Annotated in this window: 9 protein-coding genes; 7 read left to right on the top strand and 2 right to left on the bottom strand. The window is 75.1% G+C overall.

What is annotated here, in order from left to right:
• Window positions 1–3 precede the first annotated feature (3 nt).
• The 3 genes from leuS (at window position 4) to L7N97_RS07825 (ending at window position 3,737) form a co-directional block, all read left to right on the top strand.
• On the top strand, window positions 4–2,631 hold the full coding sequence (leuS, locus tag L7N97_RS07835; RefSeq protein ID WP_237482106.1) for a leucine--tRNA ligase: 2,628 nt from the start codon (window positions 4–6) through the stop codon (window positions 2,629–2,631).
• Window positions 2,618–3,148 (top strand): LPS assembly lipoprotein LptE, encoded by a 531-nt coding sequence (locus L7N97_RS07830; RefSeq protein WP_237477759.1) that lies wholly within the window; start codon window positions 2,618–2,620, stop codon window positions 3,146–3,148. Before leuS ends, L7N97_RS07830 begins: the two co-directional genes overlap by 14 nt.
• Before the next feature lie 64 nt (window positions 3,149–3,212).
• Entirely contained in the window at window positions 3,213–3,737 is a 525-nt protein-coding gene (locus tag L7N97_RS07825; RefSeq protein ID WP_237477758.1) for a hypothetical protein, read from the top strand.
• A gap of 219 nt (window positions 3,738–3,956) precedes the next feature.
• On the opposite strand, the gene L7N97_RS07820 is transcribed toward L7N97_RS07825, so the two are convergent.
• Window positions 3,957–12,890 (bottom strand): apolipoprotein A-IV repeat region-like domain-containing protein, encoded by an 8,934-nt coding sequence (locus L7N97_RS07820; protein ID WP_237477757.1) that lies wholly within the window; start codon window positions 12,888–12,890, stop codon window positions 3,957–3,959.
• A 267-nt stretch (window positions 12,891–13,157) separates the two neighbouring features.
• On the opposite strand from L7N97_RS07820, the gene L7N97_RS07815 reads away from it, so the two are divergent.
• The 4 genes from L7N97_RS07815 (at window position 13,158) to L7N97_RS07800 (ending at window position 16,388) form a co-directional block, all read left to right on the top strand.
• Window positions 13,158–13,559: an Hpt domain-containing protein gene (locus L7N97_RS07815; RefSeq protein ID WP_237477756.1), complete on the top strand. Its 402-nt coding sequence runs from the start codon at window positions 13,158–13,160 to the stop codon at window positions 13,557–13,559.
• Window positions 13,560–13,686: 127 nt separating this feature from the next.
• Window positions 13,687–14,007, top strand: coding sequence for a 2Fe-2S iron-sulfur cluster-binding protein (locus L7N97_RS07810; RefSeq protein ID WP_237477755.1), 321 nt, complete (start codon window positions 13,687–13,689; stop codon window positions 14,005–14,007).
• A 152-nt stretch (window positions 14,008–14,159) separates the two neighbouring features.
• The gene (locus L7N97_RS07805) at window positions 14,160–15,197 is read left to right on the top strand and encodes an NAD(P)/FAD-dependent oxidoreductase (protein ID WP_237477754.1); all 1,038 of its coding nucleotides are present in this window, start codon (window positions 14,160–14,162) and stop codon (window positions 15,195–15,197) included.
• A gap of 507 nt (window positions 15,198–15,704) precedes the next feature.
• Window positions 15,705–16,388, top strand: a complete 684-nt coding sequence (locus L7N97_RS07800) for an outer membrane protein (RefSeq protein ID WP_237477753.1) — start codon at window positions 15,705–15,707, stop codon at window positions 16,386–16,388.
• Between the two features lie 54 nt (window positions 16,389–16,442).
• Here the strand turns inward: L7N97_RS07800 and L7N97_RS07795 are convergent, their stop codons facing one another.
• Window positions 16,443–17,039, bottom strand: coding sequence for a glutathione S-transferase family protein (locus L7N97_RS07795; RefSeq protein WP_237477752.1), 597 nt, complete (start codon window positions 17,037–17,039; stop codon window positions 16,443–16,445).
• Between the last annotated feature and the right edge of the window lie 256 nt (window positions 17,040–17,295).

Below are 17,295 nucleotides of genomic sequence, written 5' to 3'. Positions count from 1 at the left end.
ATGATGTTCAACGACCGCTACCACGCAGGCACATCCGAGGCCCATTGGCAGGCCGTGTGGGCGGAGCGCCGCTGCTTCGAGGCCTCGAACGCCGATCCCAGGCCGAAATACTACGTGCTGGAGATGTTCCCCTATCCGTCGGGGCGCATCCACATGGGCCACGTGCGCAACTACGCCATGGGCGACGCCGTGGCGCGCTACCGCCGCGCCAAGGGTTTCAACGTCATCCACCCGATGGGGTGGGACGCCTTCGGACTGCCGGCCGAGAACGCCGCGATGCAGAACAAGACGCATCCGGCGGAATGGACCTACAGGAACATCGCCACCATGCGGGCCCAGCTGAAGAGCATGGGCCTGTCGATCGACTGGGCGCGCGAGGTCGCGACCTGCGACCCCTCCTATTACGAACAGCAGCAGCGCATCTTCCTGGCCTTCCTGAAGGGCGGCCTCGCGCAGCGCAAGACGTCCAAGGTCAACTGGGACCCGGTCGACAACACCGTGCTGGCCAATGAGCAGGTGGTGGACGGGCGCGGCTGGCGCTCGGGCGCGCTCGTCGAGCAGCGCGAGCTGACCCAGTGGTTCCTCAAGATCACCGACTACGCCCAGGAGCTCCACGACGGGCTCGACACGCTGACCGAGTGGCCCGAGAAGGTGCGTCTGATGCAGCGCAACTGGATCGGCCGCTCGGAGGGGCTGACGATCCGCTGGCAGCTCGACCCCGCGACAGTGCCCGCCGGCGAGACGGAGCTGCGCGCCTACACGACGCGGCCCGACACGCTGTTCGGCGCGAGCTTCCTCGCGGTCTCGGCCGACCACCCGCTGGCCAGGGCGGCGGCGGCCAAGGACGCGGCGCTCAAAGCCTTCATCGACGACTGCCGGCGGCTCGGCACCTCGGTGGCGGCGCTGGAGACGGCCGAGAAGAAGGGCTACGACACCGGCATCCGCGCGCGCCACCCGTTCGACGCGTCCTGGGAGCTGCCCGTCTACGTCGCGAACTTCGTGCTGATGGACTACGGCACGGGCGCCATCTTCGGCTGCCCGGCCCACGACCAGCGCGACCTCGACTTCGCGCGCCTGAAGGGCCTGCCGGTGACGCCGGTCGTGTGCCCGCCCGGCACCGACCCCGCTGCGCTCACGATCGGCGACGTCGCCTTCACGGAGGACGGCCGCCTCGTCAACTCGCGCTTCCTCGACGGCATGACCGTGCCCGAGGCCAAGGAGGAGGTGGCGCGCCGCCTTGAAGCCGTCGCGGTCGGCGATGCCCCGCAGGCGAGCCGGCAGGTGAACTTCCGCCTGCGCGACTGGGGCATCTCGCGCCAGCGCTACTGGGGCTGCCCGATCCCGGTGATCCACTGCGACAGCTGCGGCACCGTGCCGGTGCCGGAGGCGGACCTGCCCGTTCACCTGCCCGAGGACGTCGACTTCGACGCGCCCGGCAACATGCTGGATCGCCACCCGACCTGGAATCACGTCGCCTGCCCGAGCTGCGGCGCCTCCGCCCGGCGCGAGACCGACACGATGGACACGTTCGTCGATTCGTCCTGGTACTTCGCGCGCTTCACCGACCCCTGGAACGCGGCCGCGCCGACGACCCCGGCCGTCGCCGACCGCCTGCTGCCCGTCGACCAGTATATCGGCGGCATCGAGCACGCGATCCTGCACCTCCTGTATTCGCGCTTCTTCACCCGCGCGATGAGCGAGGTGGGGATGCTGAGCCTCGCCGAGCCGTTCCGCGGGCTGTTCACCCAGGGCATGGTGGTGCACGAGACCTACCGCGGGCCCGAGGGCGCCTGGGTCAGCCCAGAGGAGATCCGCATCGAGGGGGCGGGCGCCGAGCGGCGCGCGACGCGGCTCGCCGACGGCGCGAGCGTCGCCATCGGCTCCATCGAGAAGATGTCGAAATCCAAGCGCAACGTCGTCGACCCCGACGACATCATCGGCTCCTATGGGGCCGACACGGCGCGCTGGTTCATGCTGTCGGACAGCCCGCCCGACCGCGACGTCATCTGGACCGAGGAGGGCGTGCAGGGCTCGGGCAAGTTCGTGCAGCGCCTGTGGCGCCTCGTCGGCGAGCTCAAGCGCGCGTCGGAGGGCGAGCCGGACGGCGTCGACGACGCGGCCCGCGCGCTCGAGGTGCGCAAGGCCGCCCACCGCGCGCTGATCCGCGTCGAGGAGGACATCGAGCGGCTGCGCTTCAACCGCTGCGTGGCCCACGTCTACGAGCTGTCGAACGCGCTGTCGGCCGCCATCGCCTCGACCGAGGCGCCGGTGGCGGCGGGCTCGGCGCTGGCCCGCGCCTACGGCGAGGCGGCGGGCATCCTGGCCCAGATCATCGCTCCCTTCATGCCGCACCTCGCGGAAAGCTGCTGGGCCGCGCTCGGCCACGACACGCCCGTCGCCGAGACGCCCTGGCCCGCGGCGGACCGGGCCATCACGGTCGAGAACACGATCGTGCTGCCGGTGCAGATCAACGGCAAGCGCCGCGCCGAGGTGACGGTGCCGCGCGACGCGGACGCCAAGGCGGTCGAGGCCGCGGCGCTCGGCTTCGACGCGGTCGTGCAGGCGCTCGACGGGCGGGTGCCCAAGAAGGTCATCGTGGTCCCCGGAAGGATCGTCAATGTCGTGGTCTGAGAGCCTGCCGTCCCGCCTGCTCGCCGCCGTCCTGCTCGCCGGCACGGCGGGGGGGCTCGGGGGCTGCTTCGCGCCGCTTTACGCGGCCCGCGGGGGCACGATGGGCGAGGACCTGCGCGCCATCGCGGTCGACCCCGTGCCGGACAGGCTCGGCCACTACCTGCGCGACGAGCTGATCACCGACCTCAACGGCACGGGCTCCAGGCCTGCGCCGCGCTACCGCCTGCAGCTCAGCACCGCCGAGCGCGTGCAGACGGCGCTGGTCGACATCACGACGCAGCGCGCCCAGGACGCGACCGTGGTGACGGACGTGACCTGGACGCTGCTGCCGATCGAGGGCGGCCCGCCGGTCGCCAAGGGCACGACCACGAGCTTCGCCACCTACGACCGCTCGTCCCAGCGCTTCGCCAACATCCGCGCGGCGCGCGACGCCGAGATCCGCGACGCCAAGGTCCTGGCCGACCAGCTCACGACGCAGATCGCCGCGAAGATCGGGGGCCTGCGGGCCGCGCCCTGACGTCGCAGCCCCGGCGGCCTCCGCCGGCGCGCGTTGTGCTCCCGACGCCGCCGGGAGCCGAGCCATGTCCGAGACCGCCAAGAAGACCGACCCGAAGCTCTGGGAGAAGGTGAAGGAGGAGGTCACCGAGGGCGACAAGGGCGGCAAGCCCGGCCAATGGTCCGCCCGCAAGGCCCAGATGGCCGTGCAGGAATACAAGCACGAGGGCGGCGGCTACGAGGGGAAGAAGTCGGAGGACAACCACCTCGTCCAGTGGGGCGAGGAGGACTGGGGCACGAAGTCCGGCAAGAAGAGCGGCGACACGGGCGAGCGCTACCTGCCCCAGGAGGCGCGCGACAAGCTCACGGACGCCGAATACGAGCGCACCTCCGACAAGAAGCGCCGCGACACGAAGAAGGGCCGGCAGCACTCGGCCCAGCCGAAGGACGTCGCCGAGAAGACCGCCGAAGCGCGCCACCACGACAGCCATCACGGCGGTGGCGGCGAGGACAGCAAGGCCGACCTCTACAGGCGCGCTCAGGAGCGGGACATCCCCGGCCGCTCCAAGATGAACAAGGAGCAGCTCAAGGAAGCGCTGGAGGATCGATGATCCTTTCCGCGCGCTGACCGGGACTCTACGGCTTCCGGGACAGGCACGGTCGCACCCGGTCTGCTCCCTCCACCACGTCCCCCTTCTCCCGCGAGGGGAGAAGGGGGGACACCTGCCGGCCGTCGAGACGCGTGGATACGGTCGGGCGAAGCGGGGAAGAGGGACCGTGCAGGTCGAACCCCCCGCTCGAAGAGTGCGTGACCGCCCCGGCGGTGCGGCTCAGACGAGCCGCCCCGCCGCGTGGGCCAGGAGCACGTAGACCTTGCCCGTCGCCGAGTCGACGATGCCGCGCACCCGCGCCGCGCCCGCGTCGCCCTCGCCGGCACCCCGCAGCAGCCGCTCGAACTCGCCGAGGTAGCGGTCCACGGTCTCGCGGAAGGCCGCATCCGCGTCGTAGCGGCGGCGGATCTCGGCGAAGCTCGCCTGGCCGGCCGGCGTGTAGAGCCGCTCCGTGAAGGCGCCGCGCTCGCCCCGCGCGTGGCGGTCCCAGGCGTCCATCAGGGCGCCGTCGGACATCAGCCGCCCGATGTCGCTCGCCACGCTGTCGAGCGCCGCGAGCGCGCCCGCGGTGCCGCCGCTCCCGCCGGCCAGCACCGGGGGAGCCGCCGGGACCGTCCCGGGCAGCGCCGCCTCCGCCCGCGTGGCCGCGTCGGCCGCGTCGTCGCGGTCGACCTTGGCGAGGAGGTCGGACAGCCAGCCGCCGCGCTTGCCGCCCTTCGGCGCCGGGGCGGGCGCCGCGGGGGCCGGCAGCGCCGGGGCGGGCGCGGGCAGGGCCGGCGCCGCGGGCCGCTCGCGCGGCACTTCGGCGACCGCCTCGCCGTCGCCCACGTGGGCGATCAGCGCCGTGAGGGCTTCCAGCGCCTCGACCTGCTGGCCGATGACGCGGCGGACCTCCGCGGCCTGCTCGGCCGTCTCGCGCGGCAGCTCGATCGTGGCGCGCTGGAGGTCGTCGCGGGCTTCCTCGAAGCGGCGGGCGATGTCGGCCGCCATGGCCTGCACCTCGCCGGCCGAGCCGCGGAACCGCTCGACCGCCTCCGAGAACAGGCGCTCCATGTCGCGCACCGCGCCGGCATAGGCCTCCTCCAGGGCGGCGGCGGCCTTGTCGCCCTCGCGGCCCGCGGCGGAGCGCACCTCGTCGAAGTGGTCGCCCACCGCGCCCGCGGCCGCCTGGGCGGCCTCGGCCAGGTAGGCGCCGAGGTCGCGCGCGCGGCTTTCCGCGGCGCCCAGCGTCTCGTCGATCACGGCGGTGAAGTGGCCCATGGCGGCGTCGAGGTCGCCCGTGCGGTCGCCGATGCTCGACGCCAGAGCGTCGAGCGCGATGCGGCGGCGCTCGATCTCGGACTCCACCGCGTCGTGGGTGGCGCGCAGCTCGTCGGCCGAGGCCGCCAGGGCGCGGTGGTGCTCCTCCAGCGCGCCCGCGACCGAGCCCGCGTCGTCGAGCGTCGTGCCGGCGGTGGAGCGCAGCGCCTCGACCTGCCGGCCGACGCCCTCCAGCATGGCGCCGAAGGCCGCCAGCCGCTCCGCGAGCGCGCCCTCGACCGCGCCGAGGCCGGAGTTCGCCCGCTCGACCAGCCCCGACAGGGCGCTGTTGGCGGCGTCGAGCCGGGTGACCAGCCCCATGAGGCCGCGCCGCAGGTCGTCGCCCGTGCCGGCCACCGCCGCGAGCGAGCGGTCGGCGGCCTCGTCCAGCGCGCCGCGCAGCCCGTCGCCGGCCCGCGCCACCGCGGCCGCGACCTCCGCGCCCTTCTCGTCGAAGCCGGCCACGCGCCCGTCGAGGTCGACGAGGCGCGCGTCGAGGCCCGCCAGGAGGTGGGACGCGCGCTCGTCGATGGTGGCCGCCACCGTTTCGCCGGCGCCGGCCATCGCCTGGGCGACGTCGCCGCCGCGCGCCGACAGGAGGTCGACCAGCAGCGCGCCTTCCCGGTCGAACAGCTCGCGCAGCTCGCCCGAGCGCTCGGCCAGGGACGCCGTGAGGCCGCGGCCCCGCGCGTCGAGCGCCGCCGCCGCGTCGTCCATGCGGGCCGCGACCGAGGCCAGCACGGCCTCGATGCGGGACTGCAGCGCCGTGCCGGCCTCGGTGCCGCGCGCCGCGACAGCGCCGTCGAGGTCGCGCAGGGCCGTGTCGAGCGCGCCCTTCAGCGCGTCGAGGTTCGACGTCAGCGCCGCCTCGATGCCGTGGCGGCGGCCGTCGAGCGCTTCGGCGATCTCCCCGGCCCGCGCGCCCAGCATGCCGTCGAGCCGCTCCAGCGACGCCTCGACGTCGCGGCCGAAGCCGTCCGCGTGGGCCTGCACGGCCGTCTCGACCGCGGCGGCGCGCTCGGCGAGCGCCCGGTCGAGCTCGCCCGTGCGGGCGCCGAGGCTGCCGTCGATGCGCCGCGCGGCGCCGTCGAGCAGCATCTGCAGGCCGGCCGCGTGGGTCTTCAGCGTGGCGTTGAGGTCCTCCGAGCCGGCCGCCAGGGCGTCCTTGACGGCGTCGGCGCGGGTGCCCAGCGCGCCGTCGATGTCGCGCTGCGCCGCGTCGAGCATGCGCTGCAGCGCGGCCGCCTGCGAGGCGATGCCGGCGTCCATGTCGCCGACGCGGTCGGCCAGCACGCCGTGGATCTCGTTGGCGCGGGCCGCCAGCGCCCCGTCGACCGCGTGGACGGCGCCGTCGAGCAGGTCGCGCAGGGCCGACATCTGCCCCCGCACCGCCGCGTCGATGTCCCGGCCGGTGCCGGCCAGCGCCTCGTTGACGCCGGTGGCGTGGGTGCCGAGCGCGGCGTCGAGCCCGCCCACGGCCTCCTCCAGCGTGCGGCGCAGGGCGGCGAGGTGCACGGCGAAGTGCCGCGACAGCTCGCGCGCGCCGCCCGTCACGGCGTCGCCGATCTCGGTCGCGCGGCCGCCGAGCGTGGCCCCGATCTCGCCGAGTGCCGCGTCGAGCGCCCCGCGCAGGGCCGCCACCTGGGCGCCGAGCGCGGCGTCGAGCGCCGCCGAGCCGTGCGCGAGGTGGTCGCCGATCTCGGCCGTGCGGGCGTCGAGCGCCGCGGTCAGGCCGTCGACGCGGCGGCCCACCGTGGCGGCGTGGTCCGCCAAGGCGCCGTCGAGGGTCTCGACGGAGCGGTCGAGCGTCGAGCGCAGCGCGCCGATCTGGCCCGTCAGCGCGGCGCCGGCCGCGCCGACCTCCGCGCCGAGCCCGTCCTGGGCCTCGCGCAGCGCGGCGGCGCCGGCGTCGGCCGCCGCGCGCACGGCCTCGACGTGCTCCGCCACGGCGCCTTCGGCGCGCCGGGCGCCCTCGCCCAGCGCCGTGCCGAGGCGGTCGTTGGCGGAGTCGAACGCGGTCTCGACCTCGTCGAGGCGGCCACCCAGCGCGTCGCGCATCCAGGCGGTGCGGTCTTCCAGCGCCGCGGCCGTGGCGGCCGTGGCATCGGCGAAGGCGCGGCGGACGCTCTCCACGCGGTGGTCGAGCAGCTCCGTCACGCGAGCCGCCGAGCCGTCGAGCGCATGGCCGAAGCCCTGCGTGCCCTCGGCGGCGACGCGCTGGATCTCGCCCACGCGGGCGGCCAGGCGATCGTCGACGCGGTTCGCGCCGGCGTCGAGCTCCGCCGCCAGCGCGCCGAGGCGCTCGGCCGCGGCCGCGACCTCGCCCTGCCGCTCGGCCAACGCCGCCTGGAGGGCGGCGGTGCGCTCGGCCAGGAGGTCCGCGAGGCCGCGCGTGCGGGCCGCGAAGGCCTCGTCGATCTCGCCGGTGCGGCCCTCGAGCGCGCCGGTCAGGGCGCGGCTGCCCGCGTCGAGCACCTGCGTGAGTTCGAGGGCGCGCAGCGCCAGCGCCTCGTCCAGCGCGCGGCGGCGGCCGTCGAGCCCGGCCTCGACCTGCCCGAAGAGCTGCTCCACGGCCTGCCGCAGCCCGTCCGCGCGGGTCTCGACCCGCTCGCCGAAGGTCGCGACCTGGCGGTCGAAGGTGTCGCCCGCGCCGCGGACGTGGTCGCCGAGGCGGTCCGCCAGCGCGCCGCCCTTGTCGCCGATCACGGCGTCGAGCGCGCCGAGGTGGCGGTCGATCGACAGCGTCAGCTCGTCGACGTGGCGGGCCACGCCGTCGTTGTAGGCTGTCGCGTGGTCGGCGAAGGCCGCCTCGATGCGGGTGCCGCCCGCGTCGAGCTCGGCGGCCAGGCGGTCGGCCTGCGCCGCGATGGCCTCGGCCAGGGCGCCGCCGGGCTCGATCACGGCGCGCTCGAACTGCGCGATGCGGTCCGCCACGCTGGCGTTGAGGCGGTCGCCGTGGGTTCCGAAGGCCGCGATGGCCTCGCCGGCCGTCTCGCCGAAGCGGCGGTGCAGCGTGCCGGCCGTGCGGCCGAGGCCCGACAGGGCCGTCTCGGTGGCGTCGACGAAGCTGTCGCGCAAGGTGTCGACGTGCTGGGCCAGCACGCCGCGCACCGTCTCCTCGCGGCCCTCGAAGACGCGGCGGAGGTCGACCACGGTCCCGTCGAGGGCCTCGCGGGCCGCGGCGACGCGGACCTCGATGGCGGCGGCGATGCCGTCGCCCGTGGCGGCCAGGGCGTCGCGGTGGCCGCTCAACGTGCGGTCGAGCGCGCCGCCGGAGGCCTCGATCAGCCGGCCGGCCTCCTCGGTGCGCGCGGCGATCAGGGCGGCCAGGCGCTCGGCGTCCTCGTTCAGGCGCCCTTCGCGCTCCGCCAGGATGCGGCGCAGGCCGTCGCCCGAGGCCGCGAGCGCGTCGCGGGCCGCGGCGGTGCGCTCCTCGACCAGGATCGCGGCCTCGGCGGCGGCGGCGCCGAGCGCGGCGCGGCGGTCGGCGAACAGCCGCTCGAAGGCGCCCTCGGCCTCGCCGATGACGCCGCGGGTGGCCGCCACGTGGTCGTCGAGGCGGCGCGACAGGGTCTCGTTGAAGCCGCCGAGGTCGGCGCCGCGGCCGGCCGCCATCTCGGCCAGCGCGTCGCCGGACTGGGCCAGGGCGGCGCGCGCCGCCTCGGTCCGCTCGTCGAGCGTGGCGAGCAGGTGGTCGCCGGCGGCGAGCAGGCGCGCCTCGCCCTCGTCGAGGTTGCGGCCGAGGGCCTCGCCGGCGTCGTTCAGCGACGCGTGGAGCTGCCCGGTGCGGGCCTCGACGGCATGGAGCAGCTCGTCGCCCGCGGCGACGAGCCGGAGGCGGTGCGCGTCGAGCGCGGCGTCGAGCGCCTCGCCCGAGGCCGCGAGGGCGTCGCGGGCCGCGGCGGTGCGGTCGTCCACGAGGGCGGCGAAGTGGTCGCCGAGGCCGACGATCTCGTCGTGCCGGACCCCCACGGTGTCGCGCAGCGCGTCGGCCGAGGCTTCGAGCGCGTCGCGGGCGGAGGCGGTGCGGGCCTCGATGTCGGCCAGCATGCGGTCGCCCGCCGCGGCGATGCGGCTCTCGCCCTCGGCGAGGGCGCGCTCGACGGAGGCGGACAGGCCCGACAGGCCGTCGCGGGCCGCGGCGGTGCGCTCGGCCACGAGCGCCGCGAAGCCGTCGCCGGCCTCCCGCAGCCGCGCGTGGTGGGCGTCGAACGTGTGAGCCACGGCGTCGCCGGAGCCAGCCAGGGCCTCGTGGGCCTCGGCGGCGCCGGCCGCGATGGCGGCGGCCAGCGCTTCGCCGGCCTCGACGAAGCGGGCGCGATGGGCGTCGAGCGCGCGCTCCAGCGCCTCGGCGGCCTCGGCCGTGGCGGCCCCGGCCGCGGCGGCGCGCTCGGCCACCAGGGCGGCGACGCGGTCGCCGGCGCCGACGATCTCGTCGTGGCGCATCCCCACGGCGTCGCGCATCGCCTCGGCCGAGGCTTCGAGCGCGTCGCGGGCCGCCGCGGTGCGGCTCTCGATGTCGGCCACGAGGCGGTCGCCCACGGCGGCGATGCGGCTCTCGCCCTCGGTCAGGACGCGCTCGACGGAGGCGGACAGGCCCGACAGGGCGTCGCCGGCCTCCCGCAGCCGCGCGTGGTGGGCGTCGAACGTGTGGGCCACGGCGTCGCCGGAGCCGGCCAGGGCCTCGTGGGCCTCGGCGGCGCCGGCCGCGATGGCGGCGGCCAGCGCTTCGCCGGCCTCGACGAAGCGGGCGCGGTGCGCGTCGAGCGCCCGCTCCAACGCGTCCGCGGCCTCGGCCGCGGCGGCCTCGGCGGTGGCGGACCGGTCCGCCACCAGGGCGGCGTGCCGCTCGACGGCGGCGACGATGCCGGCGCGGTCCTGGTCCATGGCGCGGCGGGCGCCGTCGACCGCGTCGCGCGTGGCGGCGAGGCGCGCGTCGAGCCCGGCCGCGAGGCCGTCGCCGGACGCGCCCAGGCCGTCGATGGCCGCGGTCGCGGTCTCGACCGTGGCGGCGAGCGCCGCCTGACGCGCCAGCAGGGCGGCGTCGAGCGCCTCGGCGGCGCCGTCCACCGCGGCGCAGATCTGGGCCGCGTGGCCGTCGAGCAGCGTTTCCAGCCGGTCGGTCGAGCCGCCGATGTCGCCGCCGCGGGCGTCGAGCAGGGAGGCCAGCCGGTCGCCGGTGGCGTCGAGCTCGGCGTGCAGCGCCACGGCACGGGTGTCGACGGCGGCGAGCAGGCGGTCGCCGGCCTCCGCCACGGCGGCGGCGAAGCGGTCGCCGGACTCGGCGACGTCGCGCCCGCGCTCGGCCAGCAGCCCGTCGAAGGAGGTGCCGGCGTCCTCGATGAGGCCGCGGGCGGTGCCGAGGTGGTGCTCGACGAGCTCGCCGAGGCGGTCCGTGGCGAGCTGCAGCTCGGCGCGTCGCGCGTCGAGCGCGGCGTCCAGCGCCGCGCCGGAGCCGTCGACGACCTCGCGGGTGGCGGCGACGTGGCCGTCGAGCAGGGCCGCGACGTTGTCCGACACGGCGCCGAGGTCGTCGCGGTGCGCGTCGATGGCGGCGTGGAGGTGGCCCAGCGCGTCTTGGACAGCGGCGAGGCGCTCGCCCAGCGTCGCGGCGAGGCCGTCGGCCAGCGCGGTCGTGCGGGTCTGGCCGTCGGCGAACAGCCGGTCGAGGTCGGCGTTGGCGGCTTCCGACACCTCGCGGGTGCCGACGAGGTGGCTTTCGAGCAGGCCCGACAGGCGGTCGCCGGTGGCGGCGAGGTCGGCCCGGTGGGCGTCGATGGCCTGGGCCAGGGTCGCGGTCGAGCGGTCGAGGTCGTCGCGGTAGTCGGCGCCGCCGACCAGGGCTGCGAGGCGGTCGCCCGCGGCGGCGATCTGGGCTTCGCGCTCCGCGAAGGCCCGGTCCATGTTGTCGTTCGACGCGTCGAGGGCGGCGCGCAGCTCGGCCGCGTGGTCGCCGAGGCGGCCGGCCAGGTGCTCGCGGGCGGCGTCGAGGTCGGAATGGTGGCGCGTCAGGATGGCGTCGAGCTCCGCCGCGGCGGCCTCGATGCCGTCGCGCGCCTCGGCGGTGCGGGCCGCGATGGCGGCGGCGGCGCGCTCGGCCGTCGCGGCGATCTGCGCTTCGCGGTCCTCGATGGTGATCTGCAGGTCGGCGGCGGCCGACTGGAAGGCCGCGCGGGACGCGGCGGCGCGCTCGTCGATCGAGCGGATCACGCCCTTGCCGAAGCCCGACAGGTCCTCGAGGCGCGTTTCGAAGATCGCGGCGAGGTCGCCCTGCGCGGCGTCGAAGGCGGCCTGCGCGGCGGCAGTGCGGTCGTGGAACAGGGCGGCGAGCTGCTCGGCCGAGGCGGCGAGCTCGGCGCGGCGGATGTCGAACAGCGAGGCGATGTTCTCGCTGGCGGTCTCGAACTCCGCCGCCACGCCCTCGGCGCGCTCGCCGATGCGGGCCGCGATGCGCTCGCCGGTCGCGGCGAGCGTGCCGTCGAGCGCGGTGCCGTAGGTGGTGACCACCTCGCGCAGCTCGCCCTGGATGCGGGTCAGGCGCTCGGCCAGCGCGTCGCCGCGGGCCGACACGTCGTCGCCGATGCGGGTGGCGAGCAGGTCCACGCGCTCCGCCACGGCGTCGCCGCGGGTGGCGAGGTGGGCCGCGAGGTCGTCGCCGGTCTGGCGCAGGCGCTCGTCCACGGCGGCCACCTGGTCGGCCACGTCGCGCGACACGCGGCCCGTGGCCTCGTCGAGCCGCTGCGACACGTCGTCGGCCGCGGCGTGCAGCCGTTCGGCGATGTCGGCGCCGTGCTGGCCGATGGCGGCCGCCGTGGCGTCGCCGACGAGCGCCATGGACTCGGTGATCTCGCGGCCCTTGCCTTCGAGCGCGTCCGTGACGCGGGCGCCGGCCTCGGCGACGCTGGCGGACAGCTGGTCCGACACGGAATCGAGGTCGCGCGCCAGCCCCTCGTGCGCGCCCGCGATGGCGCCGCGCACGCGGTCGGCGTTGGCCACGATGGCTTCGCGCTCCACCGTCAGCTCGTCGATCATCGAGCGGATGCGGCGCTCGTTGTCGGTGTAGGAGCGCTCGAGGTTGGCGACCTCGTTGCGCACGATGGTTTCGAGCTCGCCGGCGCGGGCGAGAGCGCGCTCCAGCCCGTCGCCCATGGAGGCGACCTCGCGGCGGATGGCCTGCGACAGGCTCATCACCTGCTCGGTCGCGATGGTTTCGGGCTCGGCCAGCCGCACCGCGATGGCCGCCATGGAGCGCGTGGTGAGGCGCATCTCCTCCGTGCGGCGCGCGAGCCCGGCCAGGATGAAGAAGAACAGGATCGGGCCGACGACCGCGCCGATGCCCGCGACCGCGTCCGGCCGGGCGAGGCCGGCCACCGACAGGCCGCCGCCGAACGTGCCCGCGGCGTAGAGCACGTAGCCGCAGGCGAGCGCCCAGGCGACCGACCCCGCGAGCGCCAGCGCGAAGGGCGCGCCGCTCGGGCGCGTCTGCAGGGCGGCGAGGAGCTGGCCCACCGAGCGCCGGTCGTCGTTGGCGTGGAGGCTCGCGGTCGACAGGCCGCCGCTCGCCGGCAGGGTCCCGGCCGCCGGCAGGCCGTTCGGCGCGCGCGCCGCCGCGCGGCTGCCGCCCTGGGCGGGGCCGATCGCGGGGGCGTCGGGGCCGCTCGGCGCGGCCCGCTCGGCCGTCACCCGCGGCGAGGGGCCGTTGGGCGTCCGCTCGATCCCCCCGAGCGGCGGGGCCGGCGGGGGCGCTTCCGCGGCGGCCGGCTCTGCGGGGTCCGCCTTGACGAGGTTGAGGGCTTCCTCGATGGCCAGGAGCGCGGCGGCGGCCGGATCCTTGGCTTCGTTCTGTGCGGCCATACTCGCCTCGCCCACCCTGGGAACTCACGCGGTCAAGAACAACGCATCGACATTCAACCCGCGCCGGCGGAAGCGGGACAATCCATCGAATGCGAAACATTAACCAAATGCCAGTCTACTCGGGACGTCCGGGGATTGAAACCACCCCCAAACGGCATCGGGCAACGTCGTTAACGGCTTGTTCACCTCCGAAACCTCATGCCCCGCGCCCCCGACTGGGCCCTGCCGACAGGCGGGATTGGGGCCAGGACGAACCAGGAGTCGCGCATGAGATCCGCCCTTTCCCCCGAGGCTCCCGCCGCCGAGCGTTCCAGCGGCGAGCGGCCGGTCGACCTCGTGCACCTCACCCGCCAGTGCTTCGGCGACAAGCGGCTCGAAACCGAGCTGCTGCGCCTGTTCATGCGCCAGGCGCGGCAGATCCAGGGCGGGCTCGACGCCGAGGTGGGCGACGACTCGGTGGCGAGCCTGCCGGCCGGCGACCTCCTGCACACGCTGGTCGGCTCGGCGCGCGTGGTGGGCGCGCACCGCGTCGCGAGCCTCGCCGAAGCCTACGAGGCGTCGCTGCGCGGGCGCGACCGCGCCGCGCTGAGCGCCCAGGACCGCGCCGACATGCGGGCCGCCGTGGACGAGGCCTGCGGCTACATCGGCGGCCTGCTCGACGCGGCCTGAGCCGGCCGGCCGCAGGGGCGCGCCCGATCGAGCCGCGCGGGCCGCGCGGCCTCGCCAAGGCGCCGGTTCTGCCCTAGAACCGCGCCAGCGGTCGAGCACCGCGGCGCGGAGCGGGTCAGTCGAAGCTATGGTCAAGATCACCTTCATCGATTCCGCCGGCCAGTCCCGAACGATCGACGCCGAGGTCGGCGCCACGGTGATGGAGACGGCCGTCCGCAACGGCGTGCCCGAGATCGAGGCCGAATGCGGCGGCGCCTGCGCCTGCGCGACCTGCCACGTCTACGTCGACCCCGCCTGGGTCGAGGCCACGGGCAAGCCCGAGCCGATGGAGGAGGACATGCTGGACTTCGCCTTCGAGGTTCAGCCCACCTCGCGCCTGTCCTGCCAGATCAAGGTCAAGGCGCCGCTCGACGGCCTCGTGGTCCGCACGCCGTCCCGCCAGGGCTGAGGCCCGGTCGCGGGGCCGTTCGCCGCACGAAGGCCGCGCCGCGTCGATTGTGGCGCGGCGCCGACCGCCTTACCATGTCCCGAGGCGATGTCCCGGGCGCCGATGAAGCCGCCGGCCCCGGGCGCGCGGGCGTGGGTTGGGGGCGGACCGGGATGGGTGAGATCATCAAGACCGACGTGCTGATCGTCGGGGCGGGGCCGGTGGGGCTCTTCGCGATCTTCGAGCTCGGGCTGCTCGACCTGCGCGCCCACCTCGTCGACATCCTGTCCATGCCGGGCGGCCAATGCGCCGAACTCTACCCGGAGAAGCCCATCTACGACATCCCCGGCTTCCCCATCGTCACGGGCCAGGCGCTCGTCGACAACCTGCTCGAACAGGCGAAGCCCTTCTCGCCGCAGTTCCACTTCGGCGAGATGGTGGCGGCGCTGGAGCCGGTCGGCACGCCCGAGGCCCCGCTGTTCCGCGTGGCGACGGACGCCGGCACGCAGTTCGAGGCGAAGACGGTGGTGATCGCGGCCGGCGGCGGCTCGTTCCAGCCGAAGAAGCCGCCCATCGCCGGCATCGAGGCCTACGAGAACGCCTCCGTGTTCTACGCGGTCCGCCGGATCGACCAGTTCGCCGGCCGCCGCGTGCTGATCGTGGGGGGCGGCGATTCCGCGCTCGACTGGGCCCTGAACCTCCAGCCCGTGGCGAGCCGCGTCACCGTGCTCCACCGCCGCGACGCGTTCCGGGCCGCCCCCCACTCAGTCAACGCCATGCGGGCCCACGTCGCGGAAGGGCGGATGGACCTGCAGATCGGGCAGGTGACGGCGCTGCACGGCGGCGACGGCACCCTGTCGGGCGTGACGGTGCGCCACGAGGACGGCTCGACCACGGAGGTCGCCTGCGACGCCATGCTGCCCTTCTTCGGCCTGACCATGAAGCTCGGGCCGGTGGCGGACTGGGGCCTGAACCTCCACGAGAACCTGATCCCGGTCGACACCGAGAAGTTCGAGACCAGCGTGCCGGGCATCTTCGCCATCGGCGACATCAACACCTATCCGGGCAAGCTGAAGCTCATCCTGTCCGGCTTCCACGAGGCCGCGTTGGCGGCCCAGAAGGTCCACCGCTACGTGTTCCCCGACAAGCGCCTGACCTTCCAGTACACAACTTCCTCGACCAACCTGCAGAAGAAGCTCGGCGTGGCCTGAAGCCGGGCCGAGGTTCGGGGGCCGCCGACGAGCGGGTGAGGGCCGACGGGACCTCGCCGGAGCCCGGCGCGCGGCCGGGCCGCCGGAATGCGGCGGGCGCGTCGCCGGACCTCGACCGGTCTCCGAACTGCGTGTGCCATGCGTCCGTCGCTCGCGGGCGTGAGGCGGTGGGCGCACGCCGGCCGGTGCCGCGCCGCGACCCCTCCGCCGCCGAGCTTGGCCAGCGATCGCAAGATCAGCCTTCCGATTTAAGCGATCGTTCACCCTGAATGATCGGCCATGGCCGCATCTGTGCGGTGAGAACACTGTATCGCTATGGCGAATAGGCTTGATGAACGAAGTGTAAACGGCTGCATTTGAGTCGATACGACTGACGACGACTTTGCCAGATTGCGGACATATTTGCTCGAACGCCCCACGTTAGGGTAAACACTGGACATCGGGACGAGGCGGAGTGGATCAGGACTCCACGTCCTCGGCGAGTTCAGCGTGGTTCGGAGTTCAGTGATGAAGCATCTGTTGTCGGCCGTCGTGGCGATGTCGGCCGTGCTGGGCGGTTCGGCCCTGTCCGGCGCGTCCGCCGCCGATCTGCCGCGCCGCGCCCCGGCCTACGTGCCGCCGGCCTACACGCCCATCTTCACCTGGACGGGCGCCTATGCGGGCTTCAACGCCGGCTACGGCGGCGGCGACTCGAAGGGCACCGGCAACGGCCTCGCCGGCAGCCTCGGCGGCGCGCTCGCGGGCGGCACGGTCGGCTACAACTACCAGTACCAGCAGCTCGTGGTCGGCCTGGAGGCCGACGCCGACTTCGCCAGCATCGGCAACAGCCAGACCGGCGCAGGCCCGCTGACGACCAAGAGCAACCTCAACTTCGCCACCACGGTGCGGGCCCGCGCCGGCTACGCGGTCAACCGCTTCCTCGTGTATGTGACCGGCGGCTACGCGGGCGGCAACCTGCACTCGACGATCTACGACACGCCGCGCAACGTGTACCTGTCGAACACCAACTTCCTCAACGGCTACGCGGTCGGCGCCGGCGTGGAATATGCCTTCATGCCGAACCTGTCGGCCAAGGCCGAGTACCTCTACACGGACCTCGGCCAAGCCTACAACTACGCCTACACGCCCGACGTGACGCGCATCGGCCTCGGCACCTCCGCGGTCAAGGTCGGCGTGAACTACCACTTCTAGGATCCGGCGCGCCGGATCGACGGGAAGCCCGGCGCGCGCCGGGCCTTCTCGCGTTCAGGCGGGCTTGACGCGAGTGGCCTCGAAGGCCGGCACCGCCGCGGCGAAGCCGTCGAGCCAAGCCACGAGCCGCGGGTGCCCGCCGCGCCAGCGGCCGTCGAAGCGCAGGTCGAGGTAGCCCAGCGCGCAGGCCAGCGCGATCGACCCGACCGTGATCGCCCCCGCCGGCGGCTCCGCCTCCAGCGCGGCGAGCGCGCGCTCGACCTTGCCGGCCTGATGCTCGACCCAGGCGGCCTCGCGCTTCTCGGCCGCGCGCCAGCGCCCCTCGTAGACCTGCAGCAGCGCGGCGTCGCCGAGCCCGTCGGCCAGGGATTCGAGCCGCAGCGCCGCGAAGCGTGGGCCGAGCTCGGCGGGGATCAGGCGGTTGCCGCCCGCCACGGCGTCGAGGTAGGCGACGATCACCGCAGAATCGAAGAGCGTGGTGCCGTCCTCGAGGATCAGCGTCGGGATCTTGCCGAGCGGGTTCTCGCGGCGGAGCGAGTCGGTCGGGGACGCCGTGTCGGCCTCCACCACCGACACGGACAGGCCGAGCAGGGCCGCGGCGATCTTGACCTTGCGGCCGAACGGCGAGGCGGGGGCGGAGCGGAGGATCATGGGCGGCTTCCTGTGCGGGGACGCCGCGGCTTAACAGCTCGGACCGGGGCGGGCCAGCGCCGGCCCGCCCCGGCCCCACGCTCACCACTGGTCGGACAGCGAGGCGATGATGCGGCAGCCGTCGCGGTATGGCTTCGGCGGCGACCGGCGCCTCAGCGGACGCGACCGCGGCGCTGCAGCGGCTCCTCCGAACGCCGCGAGGCCAGGGGCACCGGCGGAGACGCTTCGGACGCGGGGCGGGCGACGGCCCGAGCCT

Origin of the sequence: Lichenibacterium dinghuense (assembly GCF_021730615.1) — a bacterium.
In the GTDB taxonomy this organism is placed as follows: Bacteria; Pseudomonadota; Alphaproteobacteria; order Rhizobiales; family Beijerinckiaceae; genus Lichenihabitans; species Lichenihabitans dinghuensis.
This window is presented reverse-complemented; position numbering and strand designations above follow the sequence as displayed.

Bases quoted from the DNA above. Each gene is read 5' to 3' on its own strand.
- L7N97_RS07820 (WP_237477757.1), bottom strand. From the start codon at position 12,890: ATGGCCGCACAGAACGAAGCCAAGGATCCGGCCGCCGCCGCGCTCCTG.
- L7N97_RS07795 (WP_237477752.1), bottom strand. From the start codon at position 17,039: ATGATCCTCCGCTCCGCCCCCGCCTCGCCGTTCGGCCGCAAGGTCAAG.
- L7N97_RS07830 (WP_237477759.1), top strand. From the start codon at position 2,618: ATGTCGTGGTCTGAGAGCCTGCCGTCCCGCCTGCTCGCCGCCGTCCTG.
- L7N97_RS07810 (WP_237477755.1), top strand. From the start codon at position 13,687: ATGGTCAAGATCACCTTCATCGATTCCGCCGGCCAGTCCCGAACGATC.
- L7N97_RS07815 (WP_237477756.1), top strand. From the start codon at position 13,158: ATGAGATCCGCCCTTTCCCCCGAGGCTCCCGCCGCCGAGCGTTCCAGC.
- L7N97_RS07805 (WP_237477754.1), top strand. From the start codon at position 14,160: ATGGGTGAGATCATCAAGACCGACGTGCTGATCGTCGGGGCGGGGCCG.
- L7N97_RS07800 (WP_237477753.1), top strand. From the start codon at position 15,705: ATGAAGCATCTGTTGTCGGCCGTCGTGGCGATGTCGGCCGTGCTGGGC.
- L7N97_RS07825 (WP_237477758.1), top strand. From the start codon at position 3,213: ATGTCCGAGACCGCCAAGAAGACCGACCCGAAGCTCTGGGAGAAGGTG.
- leuS (WP_237482106.1), top strand. From the start codon at position 4: ATGTTCAACGACCGCTACCACGCAGGCACATCCGAGGCCCATTGGCAG.